The organism is Microbacterium sp. 1S1, assembly GCF_008271365.1.
GTDB lineage: Bacteria > Actinomycetota > Actinomycetes > Actinomycetales > Microbacteriaceae > Microbacterium.
This window is the reverse complement of the sequence record NZ_CP043430.1, coordinates 2,283,235-2,302,997: the sequence shown is the minus strand read 5'-3', so window position 1 is coordinate 2,302,997 and position 19,763 is coordinate 2,283,235. Positions and strand designations below refer to the sequence as shown.

General features: G+C 70.6%; 18 protein-coding genes. 4 read left to right on the top strand and 14 right to left on the bottom strand.

What is annotated here, in order from left to right; all coding sequences use genetic code 11:
* Positions 1 to 154: 154 nt before the first annotated feature.
* From FY549_RS11085 to truB, 4 genes are read right to left on the bottom strand one after another with little or no spacing between them, the layout of a single operon-like run.
* A complete protein-coding gene (locus tag FY549_RS11085; protein ID WP_149085063.1) occupies positions 155 to 1,105 on the bottom strand; it encodes a bifunctional riboflavin kinase/FAD synthetase in 951 nt (316 codons plus the stop codon).
* Entirely contained in the window at positions 1,102 to 1,539 is a 438-nt protein-coding gene (locus tag FY549_RS11080; RefSeq protein WP_200838551.1) for a hypothetical protein, read from the bottom strand. Before FY549_RS11080 ends, FY549_RS11085 begins: the two co-directional genes overlap by 4 nt.
* A 56-nt stretch (positions 1,540 to 1,595) precedes the next feature.
* Positions 1,596 to 1,964, bottom strand: a complete 369-nt coding sequence (locus tag FY549_RS11075; RefSeq protein ID WP_149085061.1) for a hypothetical protein — start codon at positions 1,962 to 1,964, stop codon at positions 1,596 to 1,598.
* Positions 1,961 to 2,854, bottom strand: coding sequence for a tRNA pseudouridine(55) synthase TruB (gene truB / locus FY549_RS11070; RefSeq protein ID WP_149085060.1), 894 nt, complete (start codon positions 2,852 to 2,854; stop codon positions 1,961 to 1,963). The genes FY549_RS11075 and truB overlap by 4 nt, the downstream gene beginning before the upstream one ends.
* Positions 2,855 to 2,919: 65 nt before the next feature.
* On the opposite strand from truB, the gene FY549_RS11065 reads away from it, so the two are divergent.
* Positions 2,920 to 3,816 carry an A/G-specific adenine glycosylase gene (locus FY549_RS11065; protein ID WP_374114482.1) on the top strand — a complete coding sequence of 299 codons (897 nt, stop codon included), beginning with the start codon at positions 2,920 to 2,922 and terminating at the stop codon, positions 3,814 to 3,816.
* Between the two features lie 7 nt (positions 3,817 to 3,823).
* Here the strand turns inward: FY549_RS11065 and FY549_RS11060 are convergent, their stop codons facing one another.
* The 6 genes from FY549_RS11060 to FY549_RS11035 form a co-directional block, all read right to left on the bottom strand.
* Entirely contained in the window at positions 3,824 to 5,947 is a 2,124-nt protein-coding gene (locus FY549_RS11060) for a helix-turn-helix domain-containing protein (protein WP_149085059.1), read from the bottom strand.
* Positions 5,948 to 6,065: 118 nt separating this feature from the next.
* Positions 6,066 to 6,491, bottom strand: coding sequence for a 30S ribosome-binding factor RbfA (rbfA, locus tag FY549_RS11055; RefSeq protein ID WP_149085058.1), 426 nt, complete (start codon positions 6,489 to 6,491; stop codon positions 6,066 to 6,068).
* Positions 6,492 to 6,599: 108 nt separating this feature from the next.
* Positions 6,600 to 9,332, bottom strand: a complete 2,733-nt coding sequence (gene infB / locus FY549_RS11050; RefSeq protein WP_149085057.1) for a translation initiation factor IF-2 — start codon at positions 9,330 to 9,332, stop codon at positions 6,600 to 6,602.
* 94 nt (positions 9,333 to 9,426) lie between these two features.
* Positions 9,427 to 9,681 (bottom strand): YlxR family protein, encoded by a 255-nt coding sequence (locus tag FY549_RS11045; RefSeq protein WP_149085056.1) that lies wholly within the window; start codon positions 9,679 to 9,681, stop codon positions 9,427 to 9,429.
* 60 nt (positions 9,682 to 9,741) lie between these two features.
* A complete protein-coding gene (nusA, locus tag FY549_RS11040) occupies positions 9,742 to 10,725 on the bottom strand; it encodes a transcription termination factor NusA (RefSeq protein WP_149085055.1) in 984 nt (327 codons plus the stop codon).
* 199 nt (positions 10,726 to 10,924) lie between these two features.
* On the bottom strand, positions 10,925 to 11,965 hold the full coding sequence (locus FY549_RS11035; protein ID WP_149085054.1) for a TIGR00730 family Rossman fold protein: 1,041 nt from the start codon (positions 11,963 to 11,965) through the stop codon (positions 10,925 to 10,927).
* Positions 11,966 to 12,098: 133 nt separating this feature from the next.
* Here FY549_RS11035 and FY549_RS11030 point away from each other — a divergent pair, with 133 nt between their 5' ends.
* Positions 12,099 to 12,602, top strand: a complete 504-nt coding sequence (locus tag FY549_RS11030; protein WP_149085053.1) for a pyridoxamine 5'-phosphate oxidase family protein — start codon at positions 12,099 to 12,101, stop codon at positions 12,600 to 12,602.
* 21 nt (positions 12,603 to 12,623) lie between these two features.
* Here FY549_RS11030 and FY549_RS11025 read toward each other — a convergent pair whose 3' ends face one another.
* Both FY549_RS11025 and FY549_RS11020 read right to left on the bottom strand, forming a co-directional pair.
* Positions 12,624 to 14,384, bottom strand: a complete 1,761-nt coding sequence (locus FY549_RS11025; protein WP_149085052.1) for a proline--tRNA ligase — start codon at positions 14,382 to 14,384, stop codon at positions 12,624 to 12,626.
* Between the two features lie 39 nt (positions 14,385 to 14,423).
* The gene (locus tag FY549_RS11020; protein ID WP_149085051.1) at positions 14,424 to 15,194 is read right to left on the bottom strand and encodes an isocitrate lyase/phosphoenolpyruvate mutase family protein; all 771 of its coding nucleotides are present in this window, start codon (positions 15,192 to 15,194) and stop codon (positions 14,424 to 14,426) included.
* Between the two features lie 78 nt (positions 15,195 to 15,272).
* On the opposite strand from FY549_RS11020, the gene FY549_RS11015 reads away from it, so the two are divergent.
* Complete coding sequence (locus FY549_RS11015; RefSeq protein WP_149085050.1) at positions 15,273 to 16,688, top strand: RNB domain-containing ribonuclease; 1,416 nt, start codon at positions 15,273 to 15,275, stop codon at positions 16,686 to 16,688.
* A 97-nt stretch (positions 16,689 to 16,785) separates the two neighbouring features.
* Positions 16,786 to 17,478 (top strand): nucleotidyltransferase domain-containing protein, encoded by a 693-nt coding sequence (locus FY549_RS11010; protein ID WP_149085049.1) that lies wholly within the window; start codon positions 16,786 to 16,788, stop codon positions 17,476 to 17,478.
* 184 nt (positions 17,479 to 17,662) lie between these two features.
* Here the strand turns inward: FY549_RS11010 and FY549_RS11005 are convergent, their stop codons facing one another.
* Together FY549_RS11005 and ispG are read right to left on the bottom strand one after the other, a co-directional pair.
* A complete protein-coding gene (locus tag FY549_RS11005; RefSeq protein ID WP_149085048.1) occupies positions 17,663 to 18,529 on the bottom strand; it encodes a hypothetical protein in 867 nt (288 codons plus the stop codon).
* 13 nt (positions 18,530 to 18,542) lie between these two features.
* Positions 18,543 to 19,673, bottom strand: a complete 1,131-nt coding sequence (ispG, locus tag FY549_RS11000; protein ID WP_149086093.1) for a flavodoxin-dependent (E)-4-hydroxy-3-methylbut-2-enyl-diphosphate synthase — start codon at positions 19,671 to 19,673, stop codon at positions 18,543 to 18,545.
* Between the last annotated feature and the right edge of the window lie 90 nt (positions 19,674 to 19,763).

The window sequence follows — 19,763 nt, the reverse complement described above, 5'->3', positions numbered from 1 at the left end:
TCGTCATCCGCGTGTGGCGTGAGCCAGGACCGTGCGGACTGTGGATCGGTGTTCCCCCCGGAGCACGCGACACGTGCGGGACCGGCGGGAGCCTCCTCCCATTCTATGCCATGCGGCGGACGCGCCGCGGAAACACGGCGGAAGCCCCGACGGGTTACGCCGACGCGTCGAGGATGGCCGCGGCCTGCGCGACGTCGGCGGACATCTGCGCCATGAGCTTCTCGATGCCCTCGAACGCCACCATCCCGCGCAGCCGCTCCACGAACTCGACGGTGACGTCGTGCCCGTAGAGGTCGAGACCGGTCTCCCCCAGCACGTGCGCCTCGACCTGCCGCACGAGTACGTCGTCGAACGTCGGGTTCGTGCCGACCGAGATCGCCGACGGATGCCGGATTCCGGTGTCGTGGTCGACGAGCCATCCCGCGTACACGCCGTCCGCGGGCACGAACGCGTCCACGATGGTCGACAGGTTGGCGGTCGGGAAGCCGAGTTCGCGTCCGCGCTTGAGGCCGTGGACGACAACACCGCGCACATCGGGGTTCCGCCCCAGGGCACGTGCGGCCTCCGTCACGTCACCGGCCATGAGGAGCTCGCGGATCCAGCTCGATGACACCCGCCGCCCCGACCCCGGGAGGTAGACGTCGTCGACGATCTCGACCGTGAATCCGTAGCGGGGCCCGAGCTCGCGCAGCAGGTCGGGCGTCCCTGCCCCGCGGTGCCCGAATCGGAAGTCGGCTCCGACGAACACCGTGGACACCTGTAGCGCACCCACGAGGATGTCGACGACGAAATCCTCCGCGTCGCGGGCGGCCAGCTCCTCGTCGAAGGTGAGGACGAGCGTCGCATCCAGTCCGAGCTCCCCCAGCAGCTCGAGCTTGCGATCGACGGTCACGACGTTCTCCGGGCATCGATCGGGCCGGATCACCGCTAGAGGATTGCGATCGAACGTGACCGCGACCGCACGCGTCCCCGAGGCAGCGGCCGCCTCATTCAGGCGCCGGATGACAGCCCGATGCCCCACGTGCACGCCGTCGAACTTGCCGATCGCGACGGCACTGGGGCCGTACCCCTCCGGCACCTCGTCGGGGCTGCGGAAGACGATCACGCCGCGACCTCGACCGGACGCGCGGCGTCGACGGGTCGGTGCGTGCGCAGCCACCAGATCCCGAAGACGGGGAGGACGAGCGGGATGAAGAGGTACCCGCGCCCGAACAGGGACCAGACGGTCTCATGCTGGAAGAGCTCAGGAAGGACGATGCTGAGGACGCCGACGACCAGCACGCCGGTGAGCTCGAAGACGATCGCCACCCACGCGACCGTGTACCACCCACGGCGCCGGGCGAAGATCAGCGCGAGCGTCGCCAACACGTACACGACGGCGGCCAGTGCCGACAGGGTGTAGGCCAGCGGAGCCTCGTCGAACCGGCGGACGATCTGCACGAAGCTGCGCCCCGTGGCCGCCAGCGCCATCACGGCGTAGACGATGACGAGGACGCGACCGATTCCGGTCATCCGAGTGGTGGGGGCGGTGGAGCTCATAGCGCATTCCATCCTAGAGCCGGGCGGGCCGCCCGGCGTCCGTCCCGCCTCCGGCCTCACGCCACCTGGATCGTCCAGATGACCTGCATCCGCCACAGCATGATCGCGATCGCGAGCGCCGCCACACCGAGCACCACCGTGCTCCACCGGCTGCGCTCCATCAGTGCCCAGAGCACGGCCCCGACAGGAAGCAGGGCGGCCGAGACGAGGTAGACCCAGAACTCCAACAGATCACCCGTGGGCGGATTGCCGACGAGCGGCGCGACGATGGCGACGACGATCTGCACGATGAGCAGAACCTCGACCAGCGCCAGAGCGCCCACGGAGTAGTCGCTGGGCCGCCGGCCGGCCAGCCCCGCTCCGAGGCAGAACAGCCCGGCGGCGACGGCGACGACGATCTGCACGATCGAGAACCACAGGATCATCGGGAGACCTCCGGCATGTTCATGGCGCTCTTCACATCGGCACCGCGCTTCTCCACGATGCCCACCAGCTCGCCGTCCGCCTCGATCGCAGCCGCGAGCGTGCCATCCAGGCGTGTCGCCTGTCCGACCAGCCGCTTGCCGTGCCGCAGGTCGCGTGCTTCCTCCGCGGTGACCGTGAGGACGGGGAGGACGCGGCCGGCGGCCTGGCCAGGGGTGAGCACGGGCGCGGTGTCGAGCAGGTCGATCGGCACGGCGTCGCGAACGTCGAAGGGACCGACGCGAGTGCGGCGCAGGGCCGTCAGGTGGCCGCCGACGCCGAGCGCGGTGCCCAGGTCGCGAGCGAGGGAGCGGATGTACGTGCCGGACGAGCAGTCGACCACGACGTCGAGGTCGATGGCGTGCTCGTCGCGGCGGCGGGCGAGGACGTCGAAGCGGGAGACGACGACATCGCGCGGCTCGAGCACGACCTCTTCTCCCGCGCGGACGCGGTCGTAGGCGCGACGGCCGTCCACCTTGATCGCCGATACCGCGCTGGGGACCTGAGAGATCGGCCCGGTCAGGGCCGCGACCTCGGTGTCGATCCGCGCCTCCTCCACCCGGGCGAGGGCGGCGGGCTCGGCGCTCTGAACGATCTCCCCCTCGGCGTCATCGGTCGTGGTGACCGCTCCGAGCCGGATGGTGGCCTCGTAGGTCTTGTCCGCGCCGACGATGTACGTCAGCAGTCGGGTCGCGCCCTCGATGCCGATGACGAGCAGGCCGGTCGCCATCGGGTCCAGCGTTCCGGCGTGCCCGACCTTGCGGGTGCCGAAGGCCCGCCGGGTACGCGCGACCACGTCGTGACTGGTCAGCCCGCCGGGCTTGTCGACGAGGAGGATGCCAGGGGTGACCATCCCTCCAGCCTACCGACGCCGGGGACGACGGCCGTCCGTGATGGCCGCTCGCCTAGGCTGGAGGGATGCCCGTGCCCGCACCGTCCCCCGCGACGATGACGCGCCTCCCCGCGTGGTACGCCGACGCCGCGCGCGACCTCCCCTGGCGGCGCCCGGACTTCCATGCCGCGTTCGGAGGCTGGGGCGTCCTCGTGAGCGAGTTCATGCTCCAGCAGACGCCCGTGACCCGGGTGATCCCGCACCTCGACGCCTGGCTCACCCGGTGGCCGACGCCGCGTGCGATGGCAGCGGCATCTCCGGCGGACGCAGTGACGCAATGGGCGAATCTCGGCTATCCGCGTCGGGCGCTGTGGCTGCACCGGGCAGCGGTGGAGATCACCGAGCGGCACGACGGCGTCGTCCCGCGCGATGTCGATGCCCTGCTCGCCCTCTCCGGGATCGGCGACTACACCGCCCGCGCCGTCGCCGTCTTCGCCTATGGCGACAGGCATCCCGTCGTCGACACGAACACCCGGCGCGTCCTGGCACGGGCGATAGAAGGCCGGGCCCAGCCCGCTGCACCGTCGCGACGCGATCTGTCCCTGATGGCTGCCCTGCTCCCCGTCGATCCCGCCGAGGCGGCGGTCCTCAATGCCGCGGCGATGGAGCTCGGCGCGACGATCTGCACGGCCAGGGCACCCCAGTGCGAACGGTGTCCGCTGGCCGACACCTGCGCGTGGCTCGCGGCAGGCAGGCCCGACACCGGGGACGCCCGACGACGGCAGGCGACGTACGAGGGCTCCGACCGCCAGGCGCGTGGCGCGGTGCTCCGCCTGCTCCGCGACTCCGCGCCGGCGGCGGTACCGCTCTCGGCCGTCCTCCCGGACTGGCCCGATCTCCGGCAGCGGGATCGCGCGATCGATTCGCTGATCGCGGACGGCCTCGCGGAGGCCGATGGCGAGGCGCTGTCGCTGCCGCGCTGAGCATCGCTCAGAGATGACGCTCGGTGCGGTGCGCCAGCACGGTGAGCTCCACGCGGTTGCGGACCTGTAGTTTCGCGAACACCCGGCCCAGGTGCACCTCGACGGTCCGCACGGATACCGACAGCATGAGCGCGATGTCCCGGTTCCCCCTCCCATCCACCGCAAGCATCGCGATCTCCAGTTCACGGGAGGTCAGCCGCTGCGACCAGGAACTCCGGCAGGCGCGCAAGTGCGACGCCCCGGCCGCCCTTCGGGCCCCGGACGCCTCCAGCCGGTCGAGCCGCCGACGGACGGCGCGCGCCCACGCGGCCGCACCTGCCGCCTCGAAGAGCCTCTCCGCATGCTGAAAGTGCACCCGCGCGCGGGCGATGTCGTCGTGCACGGCGGACTGGACTCCGAGCAGAGCCTCCACCCGTCCGCGTGCGAACGGCGACCGCAACCGCCGCGCTCCCTCCCGCAGCACCTCCTGGTCCGTGTTCCACCGGCCCTCGGCCGCTCGTGCCACGGCGGTCCGGAGCGCCAGGGTGAAGTCCGCGTCGGCGGGCCGCACGCGGGGGACCGTGAGGCCGCTGGCCGGGAGCACCGGGGCTACGTCGTCGAGCCCCGGCACGGCGAATGACGGCTGCGGCGCGCCACGGTCTCGCCAGAGGCCGATAGCCCCCGCGGCCGCTTCGAAGGAGCCGTCCAGGAACGCCTCGACCGCGCGATCCACGAGCAGGTCCAGCTCCGCTGCAGGCGGGAGGCCCGCGGTGAGCGCACGGGCGAAGGGCCCGAGCGCTCCGAGGACGGCGAGGTCGAGGCGCCGTACCAGCACGATCCCCAGGCCCGCGAACGGAACGCCGATCGGCACCTCCACCGCCGCCTGGAGCAGGAGCTTCCTGGCGCGCCCGATGTCACCCCGCCAGACGAGGAGCAGCACCTCCGTCACGGCTTCGTACGCCCGCACGACCGGACTGCGCTCGAACCCCGGGAGGAGTGGGTCGTCCTCCCGGAGCCCCGCCGGACCCTCTCCGCGGAGGGTCCGCAAGCCCTCGTCGATGCGTCCAGCTGTCCCGGCATGGAGCGCCTCCGACACCCGGCCGAGCAGCGGAAGGACCTCTGCCGCACCGTCCGGATCGTCCTCTCCGGAGAGGAGGCGACACAGTTCGGCGACGGCGTCGCGCAGCGGGCCGGCGTTGCCCGCGCGGAGTGCGGCCTCTCGCACCGCCGCGAGCCACCTGCGCGACCGTTTCCGGTCGCCGCGCTCCGCGCACAGGAGGGCGGCCAGAGCCGCGCTCCGCGCCCAGTCCGCCCAGGAGGACGGGTCCGACGACGCGGGTTCGCAGCGCTGAGGATCGACGGGCGGGACGACGCCGTGCACGATTGTGTGGGCGGCGAGCAGCGGGCCGAGCGCGCGCACGCGCCGGTGCGGCGCCCCGTGGGGGAAGAGACCTCCCAGCCACGCCGCGGCCTCGGCGGCGAACCCACACGCGAGCGCGGCACAGCCGGCGAGAAGACGCGCCTCCTCGGCTATGTCCCCGGTGGCGTGCGCCGCCGCCTCTGCGGCGAAGAGCAGGCACCGCTCCGGCATGCCCACCTTCGCCGCGTCCCTGGCCAGGACGGTGAGCGTCACGGCCGCGGCTCGATCCGCGACCGGGCAGGCACGCGCGCGGTGCCACGCTGCGCCGCCGCGGTCGCCCTGCGCGGCGAGGGCGTCCGCAAGCCGCGCATGGGTGCTCGCGACCTCCGATGCTGTCGCCATGGCGAGGACGGCGCTCTTCACCCTCGGCTCCGTGAACCGGATGCGCCCCGCATGGATCGCGAGGAAGCGCCCCGTCGCACCCGACATGACATCTGCGGCGGTACGACCGTCGACCGCGAGAATCGGAGTGAGATCGTCGCTGAGGGACAACGTCATGGTGAGCAGCAACCGTCGGTCCGCCGACGACAGCGCGCCGACGTCGAGCGCATCTTCAGGCCGGGGAAGCACCGGGAGAGGCCAGGGCAAGCGGCGGAATCCCCGACGCTCGTCGGGCGTCAGCCGTTCGGCCACCGCGATGACCGCGGCCGGGTCCCCCGCGACGGCGGCCGCCAGGCGCGCGGCGACATGCGGGGCGCACACGAGGTCGCGGCGCAGCAGCTCATCGAGCACGAGACCGACGGCCTCGGGCGCGACGAATCGCCCCGCGGTCGTGCTCGTCGCCTGAATGTCGATCCCCCCGGATCCACCGGTTGTCGTCCCGCCGCGGACCCGAGGGTATCAGACCGGATCAGTCCTCGTCGTCGTCCGCGCGATAGGGGTCGGCATCTCCGGCGTGCGTCGCGGAAGAGGCGAGCTTCGCGACCTCGGCATCCCGCTCCTGCGCCTGCCGCAGCAGTGCGGTGATGTGGTCGGCGTTCTCGGGGAGTGCGTCCGGGATGAACTCCAGCGTGGGGACCAGTCGAGTACTGAGCTGTCGGCCGACCTCACTGCGCAGCATGCCGGTCGCGGACGTGAGTGCCGCGCCGCTCGCGAGACGCTCCTCCTCCGTTCCGAGCACCGTGTAGAACACGGACGCGTGCTGCAGGTCGCCGCTCACGCGGACGTCGGTGATGGTCACGAAGCCGAGGCGCGGGTCGCGCAGCCCCTTCTCCAAGCGCTCGGCGAGGATCACGCGGATGCGATCCGCGAGCCGGGCCTGTCGTTCTCCAGCCATTGTTCCTTCTCCCACCTCTGTGCGTCGCCGGTGTCCCGGCGAACCGCGGAGGCGGCTGCCCCTCTCCCCTGTCACGGGAAGAGGCGGCAGCCGCCGGAGCCGTTCGGATCAGCCGCGCGGCTTCTCCACCATCTCGGTCGTCTCGATCTCGTCGCCGACCTGGATGTCGTTGTACTTGCCGAGACCGATACCGGCCTCGTAGTCCGTGCGGACCTCGGTGACGTCGTCCTTGAACCGACGCAGCGACTCGATGGCGAGGCCATCGGCGATGACGACGCCGTCGCGGATGACACGGGCCTTGGCGTTGCGGGTGATCGTCCCCGACCGCACGATGACACCGGCGATGTTGCCGAACTTCGAGGAGCGGAACACCTCGCGGATCTCGGCGACACCCGACTGGACCTCTTCGTACTCCGGCTTGAGCATGCCCTTGAGCGAGCTCTCGATCTCGTCGATCGCGTTGTAGATGACGGAGTAGAAGCGGATGTCCACGCCCTCACGCTGAGCGCGCTCGCGCGCCTTCGTGTCGGGGCGGACATTGAAGCCCACGATGATCGCGTTGTCGATCGTCGCCAGGTTCACGTCGGACTCGGTGATCGCACCGACACCGCGGTGGATGATGCGCAGCTGCACCGAGTCGTCGACCTCGATCTTGAGGAGCGACTCCTCCAGCGCCTCGACGGCACCGGAGACGTCACCCTTGATGATGAGGTTGAGCGACTCGACCTTGCCCTCTTCGAGAGCACGGGTGAAGTCCTCGAGCGAGATGCGCTTGCGGGCCTTCGCCAGCTGAGCGTTGCGCTCGACGGCTTCGCGCTTCTCCGCGATCTGACGCGCCATGCGGTCTTCCTCGGTGACGATGAAGACGTCGCCGGCACGCGGCACGGAGTTCAGACCCTGCACCTGGACCGGCCGGGACGGAGCGGCCGCCTCGACGACCTCACCGTTCTCGTCGATCATCGCGCGGACGCGGCCGTACGCGGTGCCCGCCACGATCGCGTCACCGACCCGCAGCGTTCCGGACTGGATCAGCACGGTCGCGACCGAACCGCGGCCCTTGTCGAGCTTCGCCTCGATGGCGACACCACGCGCGGCCTTGTTCGGGTTGGCGGTGAGGTCGAGGCCGGCGTCCGCCGTCAGCAGCACGGCGTCCAGGAGCTCCTGGATGCCGGTGTTGGCGCGGGCGGAGACATCGACGAACATGACGTCGCCGCCGTACTCCTCGGCCACCAGACCGTACTCGGTGAGCTGCTGACGCACCTTGGCCGGGTTGGCCTCGGGCTTGTCGACCTTGTTCACCGCGACCACGATCGGCACGTTCGCCGCCTGGGCGTGGTTCAGCGCCTCCACCGTCTGCGGCATGATGCCGTCATCGGCCGCGACCACGAGAATCGCGAGGTCGGTGACCTGCGCACCACGGGCACGCATGGCGGTGAACGCCTCGTGACCGGGGGTGTCGATGAACGTGATCGCCCGCTCGATCCCCTCGTGCTCGGTCCAGACCTGGTAGGCACCGATGTGCTGGGTGATGCCACCGGCCTCACCCTCGATGACGTTGGTCTGACGGATCGCGTCGAGGAGGCGCGTCTTACCGTGGTCGACGTGACCCATGACGGTGACGACCGGCGGACGGATCTCGAGGTCGTCCTCGCTCTCCTCCTCCAGCTCCTTCTCGAGGTCGAGACCGAAGCCCTCGAGGAGCTCCTTGTCCTCGTCCTCGGGCGAGACCATCTGGACCTTGTAGCCCAGCTCCTCACCGAGGACCTCGAAGGTGGCCTCGTCCAGCGACTCGGTGGCCGTAGCCATCTCGCCGAGGTTGAAGAGGATCGTGACGAGCGTGCCCGGCTGCACGGTGTAGCCGGTCAGTGCCTCGATCTTGTCGGCGAAGTCCGCGATGGACGCACCGCGACGCATGCGGATCGTCTCGCCGTTGCCGCGCGTGACGTTGACGCCGCCGACGACCGGGGCGCTCCGCATCTCGAACTCTTGCCGCTTCGCCCGCCGCGACTTGCGCTGCTTGCTCTTGCCGCCGCCCTTACCGAAGGCACCGGCGGTACCGCCACCGGGGCCGCGGCCACGACCGCCACCACCAGGGCGACCGGCGAAGCCGCCACCGGGACGGGGACCCGCACCGGGACCGCCACCGCCGCCGGGACGACCGGGGCCGCCCGTACGCTGCTGGAACGGAGCACCGGGACGACCGCCCTGGCCACCGCGAGGGGCGCCGGGTCGCGGCGAGCCGGGACGCGGGGCGCCAGGGCGCGGAGCACCGGGACGGGGCGCCTGCGGGCGCGGGATGTTGCCGGGGGTCGGCCGCTGGCCCATCCCCTGCGCCGAAGCGAAGGGATTGTTGCCGGGACGGGGACCCGCGGGACGCTGGCCCATGCCCTGAGCGGACGAGAACGGGTTGTTGCCGGGGCGAGGCGCGCCGGGCTTCGGCGCGTTGCCGTCACCGGAGGACGGCGCAGCCGGGGCCGGAGCCGACGGCTTCGCGGGCGCCGACGGGCTCGGAGCCTTCTGCGCCGCAGGCGCGGGCGCCGGTGCCGGTGCCGGTGCTGCCGGAGCCGCGGGGCCCGGCTTGGGCCCGGGCTTCGGGCCGGGGGTAGGCGCCGAGGACTTCGGCGCCGGCTTGGCCGCGGGCTTCGCCGCGGCAGGCTCGGCGGCAGCCTTGAGCGACGGGTCGGCCTCGATCGCGGCGCGCAGCTTGCGCGCCACCGGCGGCTCGACCGTCGAGGACGGGCTCTTCACGAACTCGCCGAGCTCCTTGAGCTTCGCAAGTGCGACCTTGCTGTCGACGCCGAGTTCAGCGGCGATCTCATGTACGCGTGGTTTACCAGCCACAATTCTCCTGTCTGGGTCGGTCTGCCCAGACAGGGCAGACCACTAGTCGCGGACGGGTCTCATTTCGAGCCGTTCACTTTGTTTCCATAGCTGTTCAGCCTTTGTTTCTTGGTGGGTGCTGTTCGAAGATCCGTGTGTCCAGCTGAGTGGTCACACGCAGTGCTCTTCCGAAAGCTCGACGCCGCAGGGCGGTTTCCATGCACTCGGGAGTCGGATGCACCCACGCGCCACGCCCCGGCAGGACGGCACGCTCATCGGGGACGAGGGTGTCGTTCTGGGCCACCACCCTGAGCAGAGTGGAGCGGGGAGCACGCGTACGGCAACCGACGCACGTTCGTACGGGTTCCATCTTACACCTGCGTTCCGTCCCTCCTCGCCTCCACAGGGCGTGGCGGCGAGGCGGACAGGGTCAGTCGAGGACGCTGTCCGGCTGGATGTCGATCTTGGCGCCGGTGAGCTTCGCGGCCAGACGCGCGTTCTGGCCCTCCTTGCCGATCGCGAGCGACAGCTGATAATCCGGCACGAGGGCACGCACGGCCTTGGTGCTCGCATCGAGGACGAACGAGCTCGTGACCTTCGCGGGCGACAATGCGTGCGCCACGAACGCCGGCAGGTCGGTGTCGTAGTCGACGATGTCGATCTTCTCCCCCGCCAGCTCCTCCGTGACCGCGCGCACGCGGCGTCCCATCTCGCCGATGCAGGCACCCTTGGCGTTGATGGACGGGTCGTTCGCCTTCACGGCGATCTTCGTGCGATGGCCCGCCTCACGGGCGAGCGCGACGATCTCGACGAGCCCGGCGGCGATCTCCGGCACCTCGAGGGCGAAGAGCTTGCGGACGAGGCCAGGATGCGTGCGCGACACCGTGATCTGCGGTCCCTTGAGTCCCTTGGCGACGCTCGTGACGTAGACGCGCAGACGGGAGCCGTGCGTGTACTCCTCCCCCGGCACCTGCTCTTCAGGCGGGAGGATGGCCTCGACGGATCCGAGGTCGACGTGGATCATGCGAGGATTCGGACCCTGCTGGATCACACCGGCGACGATGTCGCCCTCCTTGCCCTTGAACTCGCCGAGGACGGCGTCGTCGGCGATGTCGCGAAGACGCTGGCTGATGACCTGCTTGGCGGCGAACGCGGCGATGCGCCCGAAGTCATCCGGGGTGGCCTCCTCCTCGCCGATGACAGCACCCTCGTCGTCGCGGACGACCTGCAGCACGGCGACGTGGCCGGTCTTGCGGTCGAGGTGCACACGGACGCCCTCCGGCGTCGCGCCGTCGGGCGAGACGTGCTTGGAGTACGCGGTCAGGATCGCCTGCTCGATGATCGCGACGAGCTCGTCGAACGGGATCGCCTTCTCCTTCTCGATCCCTCGCAGCAGACTCAGTTCGATGTCCATGACGGCCTCCCTATTCAGCTCTCGTCGCGCCGGAATGCACACGCGACATCCGTACAACGATACCCTGTGCGGCTCGGGACGGCGATCCGGGATGCCGGGCCTCCTCGGGTACAGTCATTCGCGCGGGGGCAGGCTCTCCGCCCGGGACCCGCCTGTTGCCGCGTGACCGCCTGCCCGCCCGCGTGACCGCGCCGGACGTTCAGGCCTCGGGCGCGGACGGAAGCGCGTTGAGCGCGCCGATCAGCCGGAAGAGGTTGCCGACCTGCCGCTGATCCAGGTGGAGGGCGAGACGCGGGAGGTCGAGCCGGTCGTCGTCGGCGACCTCGGGCGAGCGCGGAGCGGTCCGCTCGATGCGTCCGGTCGACAGGAGCGCCGCGAATCTCGTGTTGAGGTCGTCGATCTCGGCATCCGTCGGCTCGGCCTTGAGCCGCAGCACCAGAGTCCCGCCGACCCAGCGCAGCGAGTCGTAGTTGCGCCAGAACCCCGTGATCTCGGCGCGGGCCTCCTCGACGGAATCGGTGATGACGACGCGATCGAAGTCCCCCGGGGAGATGACACCCATCGGGGCGAGATGCTCGTCGACGAAGCGTCGCATGCCCTGCCAGAACGATCCGCCCTTCTCGTCCAGCAGCACGATCGGCGTCGGCTCGGCCTTCCCGGTCTGCTGGAGGGTGAGCAGCTCGAACATCTCGTCCAGCGTCCCGAATCCACCGGGGAGGCAGATGAAACCGCTGGATTCCTTGATGAGCATGAGCTTGCGGGTGAAGAAGTACTTCATCGCGACGACCTGGTCACTCCCCGCGACGAGGCCGTTCGCCTTCTCCTCGAACGGGAGGCGGATGGAGACGCCGAGCGACAGGGCCGGGCCCGCCCCCTCGGCCGCCGCCTGCATGATCCCGGGACCGGCACCGGTCACGACCATCCACCCGTCACTCGCGAGAGCAGCGGCGACGTCGCGAGCCTGAAGGTAGAGCGGATCGTCGTGCAGCGTGCGCGCCGACCCGAATACCGTGACCTTCGGGACGCCGCGGAACGGAGCGAACAGACGGAAGGCATCGCGCATCTCGGCCAGGGCCGCCGATGCGATCTTGAGGTCGAGGCGATCGGTCCCGTCCTCGCCGAGAAGCACTGCCGTGCGCAGCATCCGCATCACGAGGCGGCGGTCCGCGGACACGCCGGCCTCATCCAGCACGTGGTTGATCTCGTCGCTCAGAGCGGCCGGCAGTGGTTCCTCGGTCATGACCCCAGCGTCCCACGCGGCGAGCGCCCGACGAGGCGCAACGCCGAGGGCGCACCGGCGCCGCTTCAGAGCACGTGCCCCGGACACTGTCAACGCCCGTGCCCGACATCACCGTGCCGGGCATCATGACGACATGACAGAGATCACCGGCCCCGAAGCCCTCGCCCGCGTCGCCGAGCTCGTGGAGGACATCGACTTCACGATGCTGACCACCACCGATCCGGAGGGGAATCTCGTCAGCCGGCCCATGTCCACCAGGCAGATGGACGACGCCGGCGCCATCTGGTTCTTCACGGCCGAGGACACGGAGAAGGTGGAGGAGGCTCGTCGCCATCACGACGTCGGGCTGGCCTACTGCGATGCCAGGGGCATGCGCTATGTGTCCGTCGCCGGCACCGCCGAGATCGTGCACGACCGGGCCAAGATGGAGGAGCTGTACTCCCCTTCCCTCGACGTCTGGTTCGAGGACGGGCTCGACACGCCGGGCATCGCGCTCCTCAAGGTCACGCCGGTCGTGGCGGAGTTCTGGGAACCGTCGAAGGGCAAGGTCGCGATGGCCGCCGGGGCGCTCAAGGCCCTGGTGACCCGAGACACCCCGGACGACGACATCATGAACCACGGCCGCATCACCTGCTGAGCGGCCACACGGTACGCGTCGTCAGCGCCGGACGGTGAGCCGCTCCACGGCATCGGCGACCGAGACCGCCTCGCGCTCACCCGTGCGGCGGTCCCAGAACTCCACCTCGCCGTCGGCGGCTCCTCGCCCCACGATCACGATCTTCGGAACGCCGACCAGCTCGGCGTCACCGAACTTGACGCCCGGCGACACCTTCGGACGGTCGTCGTAGAGCACATCCAGACCGGCGGCGTCGAGGCGCGTGGACAGGTCTTCCGCGACGTCGAAGGCGACCTGGTCGCGGCCGGCGGCGACGACCTGGACGTCGAACGGGGCGACGGATGCCGGCCAGATCAGACCCTTGTCGTCGTTGTTGAGCTCGGCGATGATCGCCAGGATCCGCGTGACGCCGATGCCGTACGAGCCCATCGTGACCGTGACGAGCTTGCCGTTCTCGTTGAGGACCTTCAGGCCGAGCGCTTCGGCGTACTTGCGTCCGAGCTGGAAGACGTGACCGATCTCCATGCCGCGCGCGAGCTCGACCGGACCGGAGCCGTCGGGCGCGGGGTCGCCGGCGCGCACGTTCGCGATCTCGACGATGCCGTCGGCCTCGAAGTCGCGACCGGCGACGACCGAGTGCGCGTGCTTCTGGTCGATGTTCGCGCCGGTGATCCAGCTCGTACCTTCGCTCACGCGGGGGTCGACGAGGTAGCGGATGCCGGTGGCGGACTCCTCTCCCAGCACGGCCCCCGTCGGCGACCACGGGCCGATGTACCCCTTCACCAGGAGCGGGTTGTTCTCGAAGTCCTCCGCGGACGCGGTCTCCACCTCCGCCGGGGCGAAGGCGACCTCGGCCCGCTTCTCGTCCACCTCGCGATCGCCCGGGATGCCGACGATGACGAGTTCCCGGGTGCCGTCGAGGTGCTTCAGGGCGAGGACGACGTTCTTGAGCGTGTCCGCCGCGGTGTAGTCGCCGTCGAGCTCGCGGTTGCAGTGCGCGACCAGCGTCTCGATGGTGGGCGTGTCCGGCGAGTCGAAGACCACGGGAGCCCCGTCGGCGTCGAACGGGACCGGAGCCGGAACGGGAGTGCTGAACGCCTCGACGTTGGCCGCGTAGCCGCCGGCGCTGCGGACGAACGTGTCTTCGCCCACGGGGGTCGGGTGCAGGAACTCCTCGCTCCGGGAACCGCCCATGGCCCCGGCGTCGGCCTGCACGATCGCGTACTCGAGACCCAGACGCTGGAAGATGCGCTCGTACGCATCCCGCTGCGCCTGATAGCTGGCTTCGAGCCCTTCGTCGGACGCATCGAACGAGTACGCATCCTTCATCGTGAACTCGCGGCCGCGGAGGAGCCCGGCGCGGGGCCGAGCCTCGTCGCGGTACTTGTCCTGGATCTGGAAGAGCGTCAGCGGGAGGTCCTTGTACGACGAGTACAGGTCCTTCACGAGGAGCGTGAACGCCTCCTCATGGGTGGGCGCGAGGAGGTAGTCGCCCCCCTTGCGGTCCTGCAGCCGGAACAGCAGGTCCCCGTACTCCTCCCAGCGGCCGGTGGCTTCGTACGCCTCCCGGGGCATGAGCGCGGGGAAGTGCACCTCCTGGGCGCCGGCGGCGGCCATCTCCTCGCGGATGACGGTCTCGATCTTCGCCTTGACGCGCAGGCCCAGCGGCAGCCAGGCGAAGATCCCTGCGGCCTGCGGTCGGATGTAGCCGGCACGGATCAGCAGCTTGTGACTGGCGATCTCGGCACCGGCGGGATCTTCGCGGAGCGTACGGAGGAAGAAGTTCGAAAGACGAGTGACCACGGCTCAAGTGTAGTGAGCCGCGGTCACCCGTCTCGTCCGTCAGTTCAGGGCCGGGAGGCCGTGCGGGACGACGCCGCCGGTGTAGAGGCTCTCGGCGAGCTCCTGCAGCGCCGTCAGCGCCACGCGCTGCGGCAGCGGGCCATAGGAGATGCGGGCGACGCCGAGCTTCTCGTACTCGGAGGCGGCGAGCGCGCCGGGGATCCCGATGACGCTGACCTTGCGCTCGCCGATGCCCTCGACCAGCTGTCGCGTGACGTTCGCGTCGAGGATGCCGGGGACGAACACCGCGGTGGCGCCGGCGTCGAGGAAGGCGCGACCGCGCTGGATGGCATCCGCGATGCTCTGCTCCACCGGCCGCGACCCTCCCCGCACGAACGCGTCGGTGCGCGCGTTCAACGCGAAGGGCACACCCTCGGCTTCGGCGGCCTTCACGATGGACTCGACCACGGCGACCGACTCGTCGAGCGGCTTGAGGCGGTCCTCGACGTTCGCACCGACGACACCGGCCGCGATCGCGAGGCGGGTGGTCTCCCCCGCAGCTCCATAGCCGTCGTCAAGGTCAGCCGTCACGGGGACGGACACGGCGGCGGCGATCCGGCCGACCATGTCGATCATCACGTCGCGCGGGGTGTCCCCGTCGTCGTAGCCGAACGAGGCGGCGATGCCGTGACCGGCGGTGGCGATCGCCTTCGTCTCCGGCAGCGCGGCGACGGCACGCGCGGAGACGACGTCCCACACGTTCACCACGCGGAGGATCTCCGGGGCGTCATAGAGTCCGACGAGGGTCTGGGCTTTGGCAGCGGTGCTCATGTCCCCACGCTAGCGGCCGCTGCGGGCACACGGGCCGGATGCCGGCGATCGCGGCGGCCGCCGACCTAGGCTGGCAGCATGCCCCAGCGCCGCTCGCATGTCGCCCCGTCCGTCGACCAGACCGAGCTGGCCGCGGCCCTCGCGGCCCTGCGGGCGAGTCTGGAAACGCCGACGGGGTTCCCTGCCGACGTCCTCGCCGAGGCGGAAGCCGCTTCGGCGACTCCCCCGGACCTGGACCTGACGGACCTACCGTTCGCCACCCTCGATCCGGCGGGTGCCCGCGACCTCGACCAAGCCTTCCACCTCGACCGCGACGGCGACGGCTATCGGGTGCGGTACGCCATCGCGGACGTACCGGGTTTCGTCGTGCCGGGCGGAGCCGTGGACACGGAGGCACGGCGACGAGGACAGACGCTGTACGCCGCTGACGGGACGATCCCGTTGCACCCGCCCGTGCTGAGCGAGGACCGCATCTCCCTGCTCCCCGGCGTGGAGCGGCCAGCACTGGTGTGGACGTTCGCGCTGGACCCGGCGGGAGCGGTGACCGACTTTCGGTTGGAGCGCGCACTCATCCGCTCGCGCGTCCAGCTCGACTACGTCTCCGCCCAGGAGGCGCTGGACCGGGGTGAGGGCGGTCTCGCCTCTCTCCTGCCGGTGATCGGAGCCCTGCGCCTGGGGCAGGAGCGTCTCCGTGGCGGAGCGAGCCTGAACGTCCCGGACGAGGAGGTCGTGCGCACCGATGACGGCTCCTACGCGATCGAGCGCCGAAGCCCGCTACCGGTGGAGGAATGGAACGCGCAGCTCTCCCTCATGACGGGCATGGCGGCCGCGAGCCTCATGATCGACGCCGGGGTCGGGATCCTCCGCACGATGCCGGAGCCGGACGACGCGGCCTTCTCGGCCTTCCGCCACCAGACCGAGGCTCTGGGGCGGCCCTGGACCGACGGCACCTACGGCGAGTACCTCCGCGGTCTGGATCGCAGCGACCCGATGACCCTTCCCGTGCTGGAGGCCGCGGCGTCGCTGTTCCGCGGAGCCGGGTACGTCGTGTTCGACGGCCAGCCGCCCGTGGACGCCGTGCAGGCCGCGATCGGCGCCCCCTATGCGCACGCGACCGCTCCCCTCCGCCGGCTCGTCGACCGGTGGGCGCTCGCGATCTGCCTCGCGGTATCGATCGGCCGGCCGGTCCCGGAGTGGGTGCGCTCGTCTCTCGGAGACCTCCCCGCGCTCATGCAGGACTCGGGCCGGCGGGCATCGCAGCTGGATGCGGACACCGTGAACCGGGTCGAGGCCGCGCTCCTCCGTCCCCTCGTCGGCCGGACGATCGAGGCGACGGTCATCGAGCTCCGCGGCGACAGGGCCGCCGTCCAGATCGCGGAGCCTGCCGTGACCGCGACGGCGCCGGTGCCTCCCGGCACGAAGCCCGGCGACGTGACGCGGCTGCGCGTCGTGCGTACGGACATCGCCTCCGGTGAGATCGAGCTCGCCCTCTGACTCCGCCGGATCAGGCGAACACCCGGAATCAGGCGCTCCCAGGCAGGACTGCCTGGGGAGCCGCGCTCGCCTGCGTCCCCACCGCTACGCTGTCGAGATGGATCAGGCCGAGCGCGTCGAGCACTTCCTCGCGGAACGGTACCCGCGTGCGGGGATCGCGATCATCGCCGGAAGCACGGCCCGTGAAGAGCGCACGCACACGAGCGACATCGACCTCCTGCTCATCGACGACGAACTCTTCGCCGACGAGGCGCAGGTGAGCGAGGCCGCCACCCACGCGTTCGAGGGGGAGATCTTCGAGGTCTTCGCGTATACGACGGAAGGGTTCCGGGAGTGGGCGGACCGCGGCGTGGCACAGCACCGCCCGGTCATCGTGCACATGCTCGTGGAGGGCATTCCGATCCGGTCGAGACCCGCGCTGGCGGAGCTGCGGGCGCAGTGGGACGCCGTGCTCGCCGCCGGCCCGGTGCTGGGCGAGAGGGAATCCCTGTTCCGGCGGTACGTGATCACCGACCTCCTCGACGACCTGCAGGACGCCACGGATCCGCTCGAGCAGCACGTCGTGGCCGGGTTGCTGTTCGAGCGGCTGGCCGAGCTGATGCTGCTGGTCGATGGGCAGTGGATCGGGTCCGGAAAGTGGCTCCCCCGACGTCTGCGGGCATGGTGTCCTGAACGCGCGGATCGACTCAGCGCTCCCCTGCTCGACGGGGACTTCCCGGGCTTCGCCGCGCGGGTCAGCGAGGAACTGGTGCTCGCGGGTGGGCGGGTGCAGGCGGGGTTCGTGCGCTGACCCCATCGCGCTCGCAGGCACTCACGCCGCAACAGGCGACACGTGCCACCAGCGCCTGCGCCCGCGCGTTCGCCTGAGTCCACGCGGAGTGAGGGCGCGTTGCGGGAGCAGGCAGCCACGCGACAGCAGGCGACACGGGCCGCTGGCGCCTGCTCCGCCGCGAAGGCCTGATGCGGGCGACGGATCAGGAGGCGGGAGTCGCGGTCGTCGTCATCACGAGGAGCTGCGGGTCGGACAGGTCCAGCGTCACGGTGATGGCGGCGAACTCTGCGAGGGAACGGACGTGGGTGCCGCCGCACAGGATGACGGCCTCGCCCTCGGGGAGCTCGCAGTGCCAGCGCCGCCGATCCACGATCGTCGGTCCGTCCACCTCGATACGGCTCGCGGCCGCCGAGGAGACCCAGGCGGCGAGCTGCGCGTTGATGCGCTGCGCGCGGTCCGCCAGCGTGGCCGCGAAGGTCTCGGTGTCGAATCCCGCCCGGCGCAGGCTCTTGCCGAGGCGGTACTCGTCGACCGCGCCGTCCTCGCTGATGCGGCTGGACTGGTTCGCCCGTCCCTCGAAGTCGGGATTTCCGAGCGCGTCCTGCCCCGGGTCTTTGCGCCAGAGGTCCGCGACCGCGAGATCCAGGGCGAGGGAGGCGAGGTGGCACGCGGTGTGACCGCGACTGAGCCCGGCACGGTGCGCCGCGTCGACGGTGAGCGCCACGCGCGCCCCTTCGGCGAGCCAGGTCGGTGCCTCGTCTTCCAGCCGATGGCCGACCAGCCAGGTCCAGCCCTCGGTTCCGCGCTTCACGGGGATCGCGCTGCCCACCGCGAACTCGCCGTCGTCCGAGACCGCCGCCATGAGCGACTCGGTCACGCGGACGGATCCACCCCCGCCGGCGATCGCGCCGGTGTCGCCGGGCTGGTCGGGCCAGGTGTGATCGACGGGGTGGAACGGAGTGGCGTCGACGACGACCACGGTTCCGTCGCCGTCGTCCGCCACGCGGGTCACGACGGCGTCGCCGCGGAGGCCGCCGTCAGGGAAGGTGACGAGCGTGGGTGTGGTCATCGGACTCGCCATCTCAGGCTGTGACGACCTGAGCGGTGCCGAGCGGCGCGTCCGGCCCCATCTCGGCGGCGATGCGGTTCGCCTCCTCGATGAGCGTCGCGACGATGTCCGCCTCGGGCACGGTCTTGATGACCTCGCCCTTGACGAAGATCTGGCCCTTGCCGTTGCCGGATGCGACCCCGAGATCGGCCTCGCGCGCCTCGCCGGGGCCGTTGACGACGCAGCCCATGACGGCGACGCGCAGCGGGACGGTCATCTCCTTGAGTCCCTCGGTGACGTCTTCAGCGAGGGTGTAGACGTCGACCTGCGCCCGACCGCACGACGGGCACGAGACGATCTCGAGCTTGCGTTCGCGGAGGTTGAGGGACTGGAGGATCTGGTGTCCGACCTTGACCTCCTCGGCCGGCGGGGCGGACAGGGACACACGGATGGTGTCGCCGATGCCCTCCCCCAGCAGGATGCCGAAGGCGGTCGCGCTCTTGATCGTTCCCTGGAAAGCCGGTCCCGCCTCGGTGACGCCGAGGTGCAGCGGCCAGTCGCCCCGCTCGGCGAGCTGGCGGTACGCCTTGACCATCACGACGGGGTCGTTGTGCTTCACCGAGATCTTGAAGTCGTGGAAGTCGTGCTCCTCGAACAGCGAAGCCTCCCACACGGCGCTCTCCACGAGGGCCTCGGGGGTCGCCTTGCCGTACTTCTCGAGCAGCCGGCGATCGAGCGAACCCGCGTTCACGCCGATGCGGAGCGACACGCCCGCGTCCTTCGCCGCCTTGGCGATCTCGCCGACCTGATCGTCGAACTTGCGGATGTTGCCGGGGTTGACCCGCACGGCGGCGCAGCCCGCGTCGATCGCCTGGAAGACGTACTTCGGCTGGAAGTGGATGTCCGCGATCACCGGGATCTGGCTCTTCTTCGCGATGATGTGCAGCACATCCGCGTCGTCCTGCGACGGCACGGCGACGCGCACGATCTCGCACCCGGAGGCGGTGAGCTCCGCGATCTGCTGCAGGGTTCCGTTGATGTCCGTCGTCTTCGTCGTCGTCATCGACTGCACGCTCACGGGTGCGTCGCCGCCGACGAGAACCTTGCCCACCCGGATCTGGCGGGACTTACGACGAGGGGCGAGGACTTCGGGGACCTTCGGCATCCCAAGATTCACTGCTGGCACGCTCCCAGCCTACGCCGCCCGGATGCGGAAGGGCTGGATCCGCGCATCGTCGTCGCATCGACCCGAAGG

What these genes read in the sequence shown, in the direction of transcription:
- FY549_RS11035 (WP_149085054.1), bottom strand. Translation starts at nt 11,965, where the DNA reads ATGACCGAGGAACCACTGCCGGCCGCTCTGAGCGACGAGATCAACCAC.
- rbfA (WP_149085058.1), bottom strand. Translation starts at nt 6,491, where the DNA reads ATGGCTGGAGAACGACAGGCCCGGCTCGCGGATCGCATCCGCGTGATC.
- ispG (WP_149086093.1), bottom strand. Translation starts at nt 19,673, where the DNA reads ATGCCGAAGGTCCCCGAAGTCCTCGCCCCTCGTCGTAAGTCCCGCCAG.
- FY549_RS11015 (WP_149085050.1), top strand. Translation starts at nt 15,273, where the DNA reads ATGCCCCAGCGCCGCTCGCATGTCGCCCCGTCCGTCGACCAGACCGAG.
- FY549_RS11065 (WP_374114482.1), top strand. Translation starts at nt 2,920, where the DNA reads ATGCCCGTGCCCGCACCGTCCCCCGCGACGATGACGCGCCTCCCCGCG.
- nusA (WP_149085055.1), bottom strand. Translation starts at nt 10,725, where the DNA reads ATGGACATCGAACTGAGTCTGCTGCGAGGGATCGAGAAGGAGAAGGCG.
- FY549_RS11010 (WP_149085049.1), top strand. Translation starts at nt 16,786, where the DNA reads ATGGATCAGGCCGAGCGCGTCGAGCACTTCCTCGCGGAACGGTACCCG.
- FY549_RS11005 (WP_149085048.1), bottom strand. Translation starts at nt 18,529, where the DNA reads ATGACCACACCCACGCTCGTCACCTTCCCTGACGGCGGCCTCCGCGGC.
- FY549_RS11030 (WP_149085053.1), top strand. Translation starts at nt 12,099, where the DNA reads ATGACAGAGATCACCGGCCCCGAAGCCCTCGCCCGCGTCGCCGAGCTC.
- FY549_RS11020 (WP_149085051.1), bottom strand. Translation starts at nt 15,194, where the DNA reads ATGAGCACCGCTGCCAAAGCCCAGACCCTCGTCGGACTCTATGACGCC.
- FY549_RS11075 (WP_149085061.1), bottom strand. Translation starts at nt 1,964, where the DNA reads ATGATCCTGTGGTTCTCGATCGTGCAGATCGTCGTCGCCGTCGCCGCC.
- FY549_RS11045 (WP_149085056.1), bottom strand. Translation starts at nt 9,681, where the DNA reads ATGGAACCCGTACGAACGTGCGTCGGTTGCCGTACGCGTGCTCCCCGC.
- FY549_RS11080 (WP_200838551.1), bottom strand. Translation starts at nt 1,539, where the DNA reads ATGAGCTCCACCGCCCCCACCACTCGGATGACCGGAATCGGTCGCGTC.
- truB (WP_149085060.1), bottom strand. Translation starts at nt 2,854, where the DNA reads ATGGTCACCCCTGGCATCCTCCTCGTCGACAAGCCCGGCGGGCTGACC.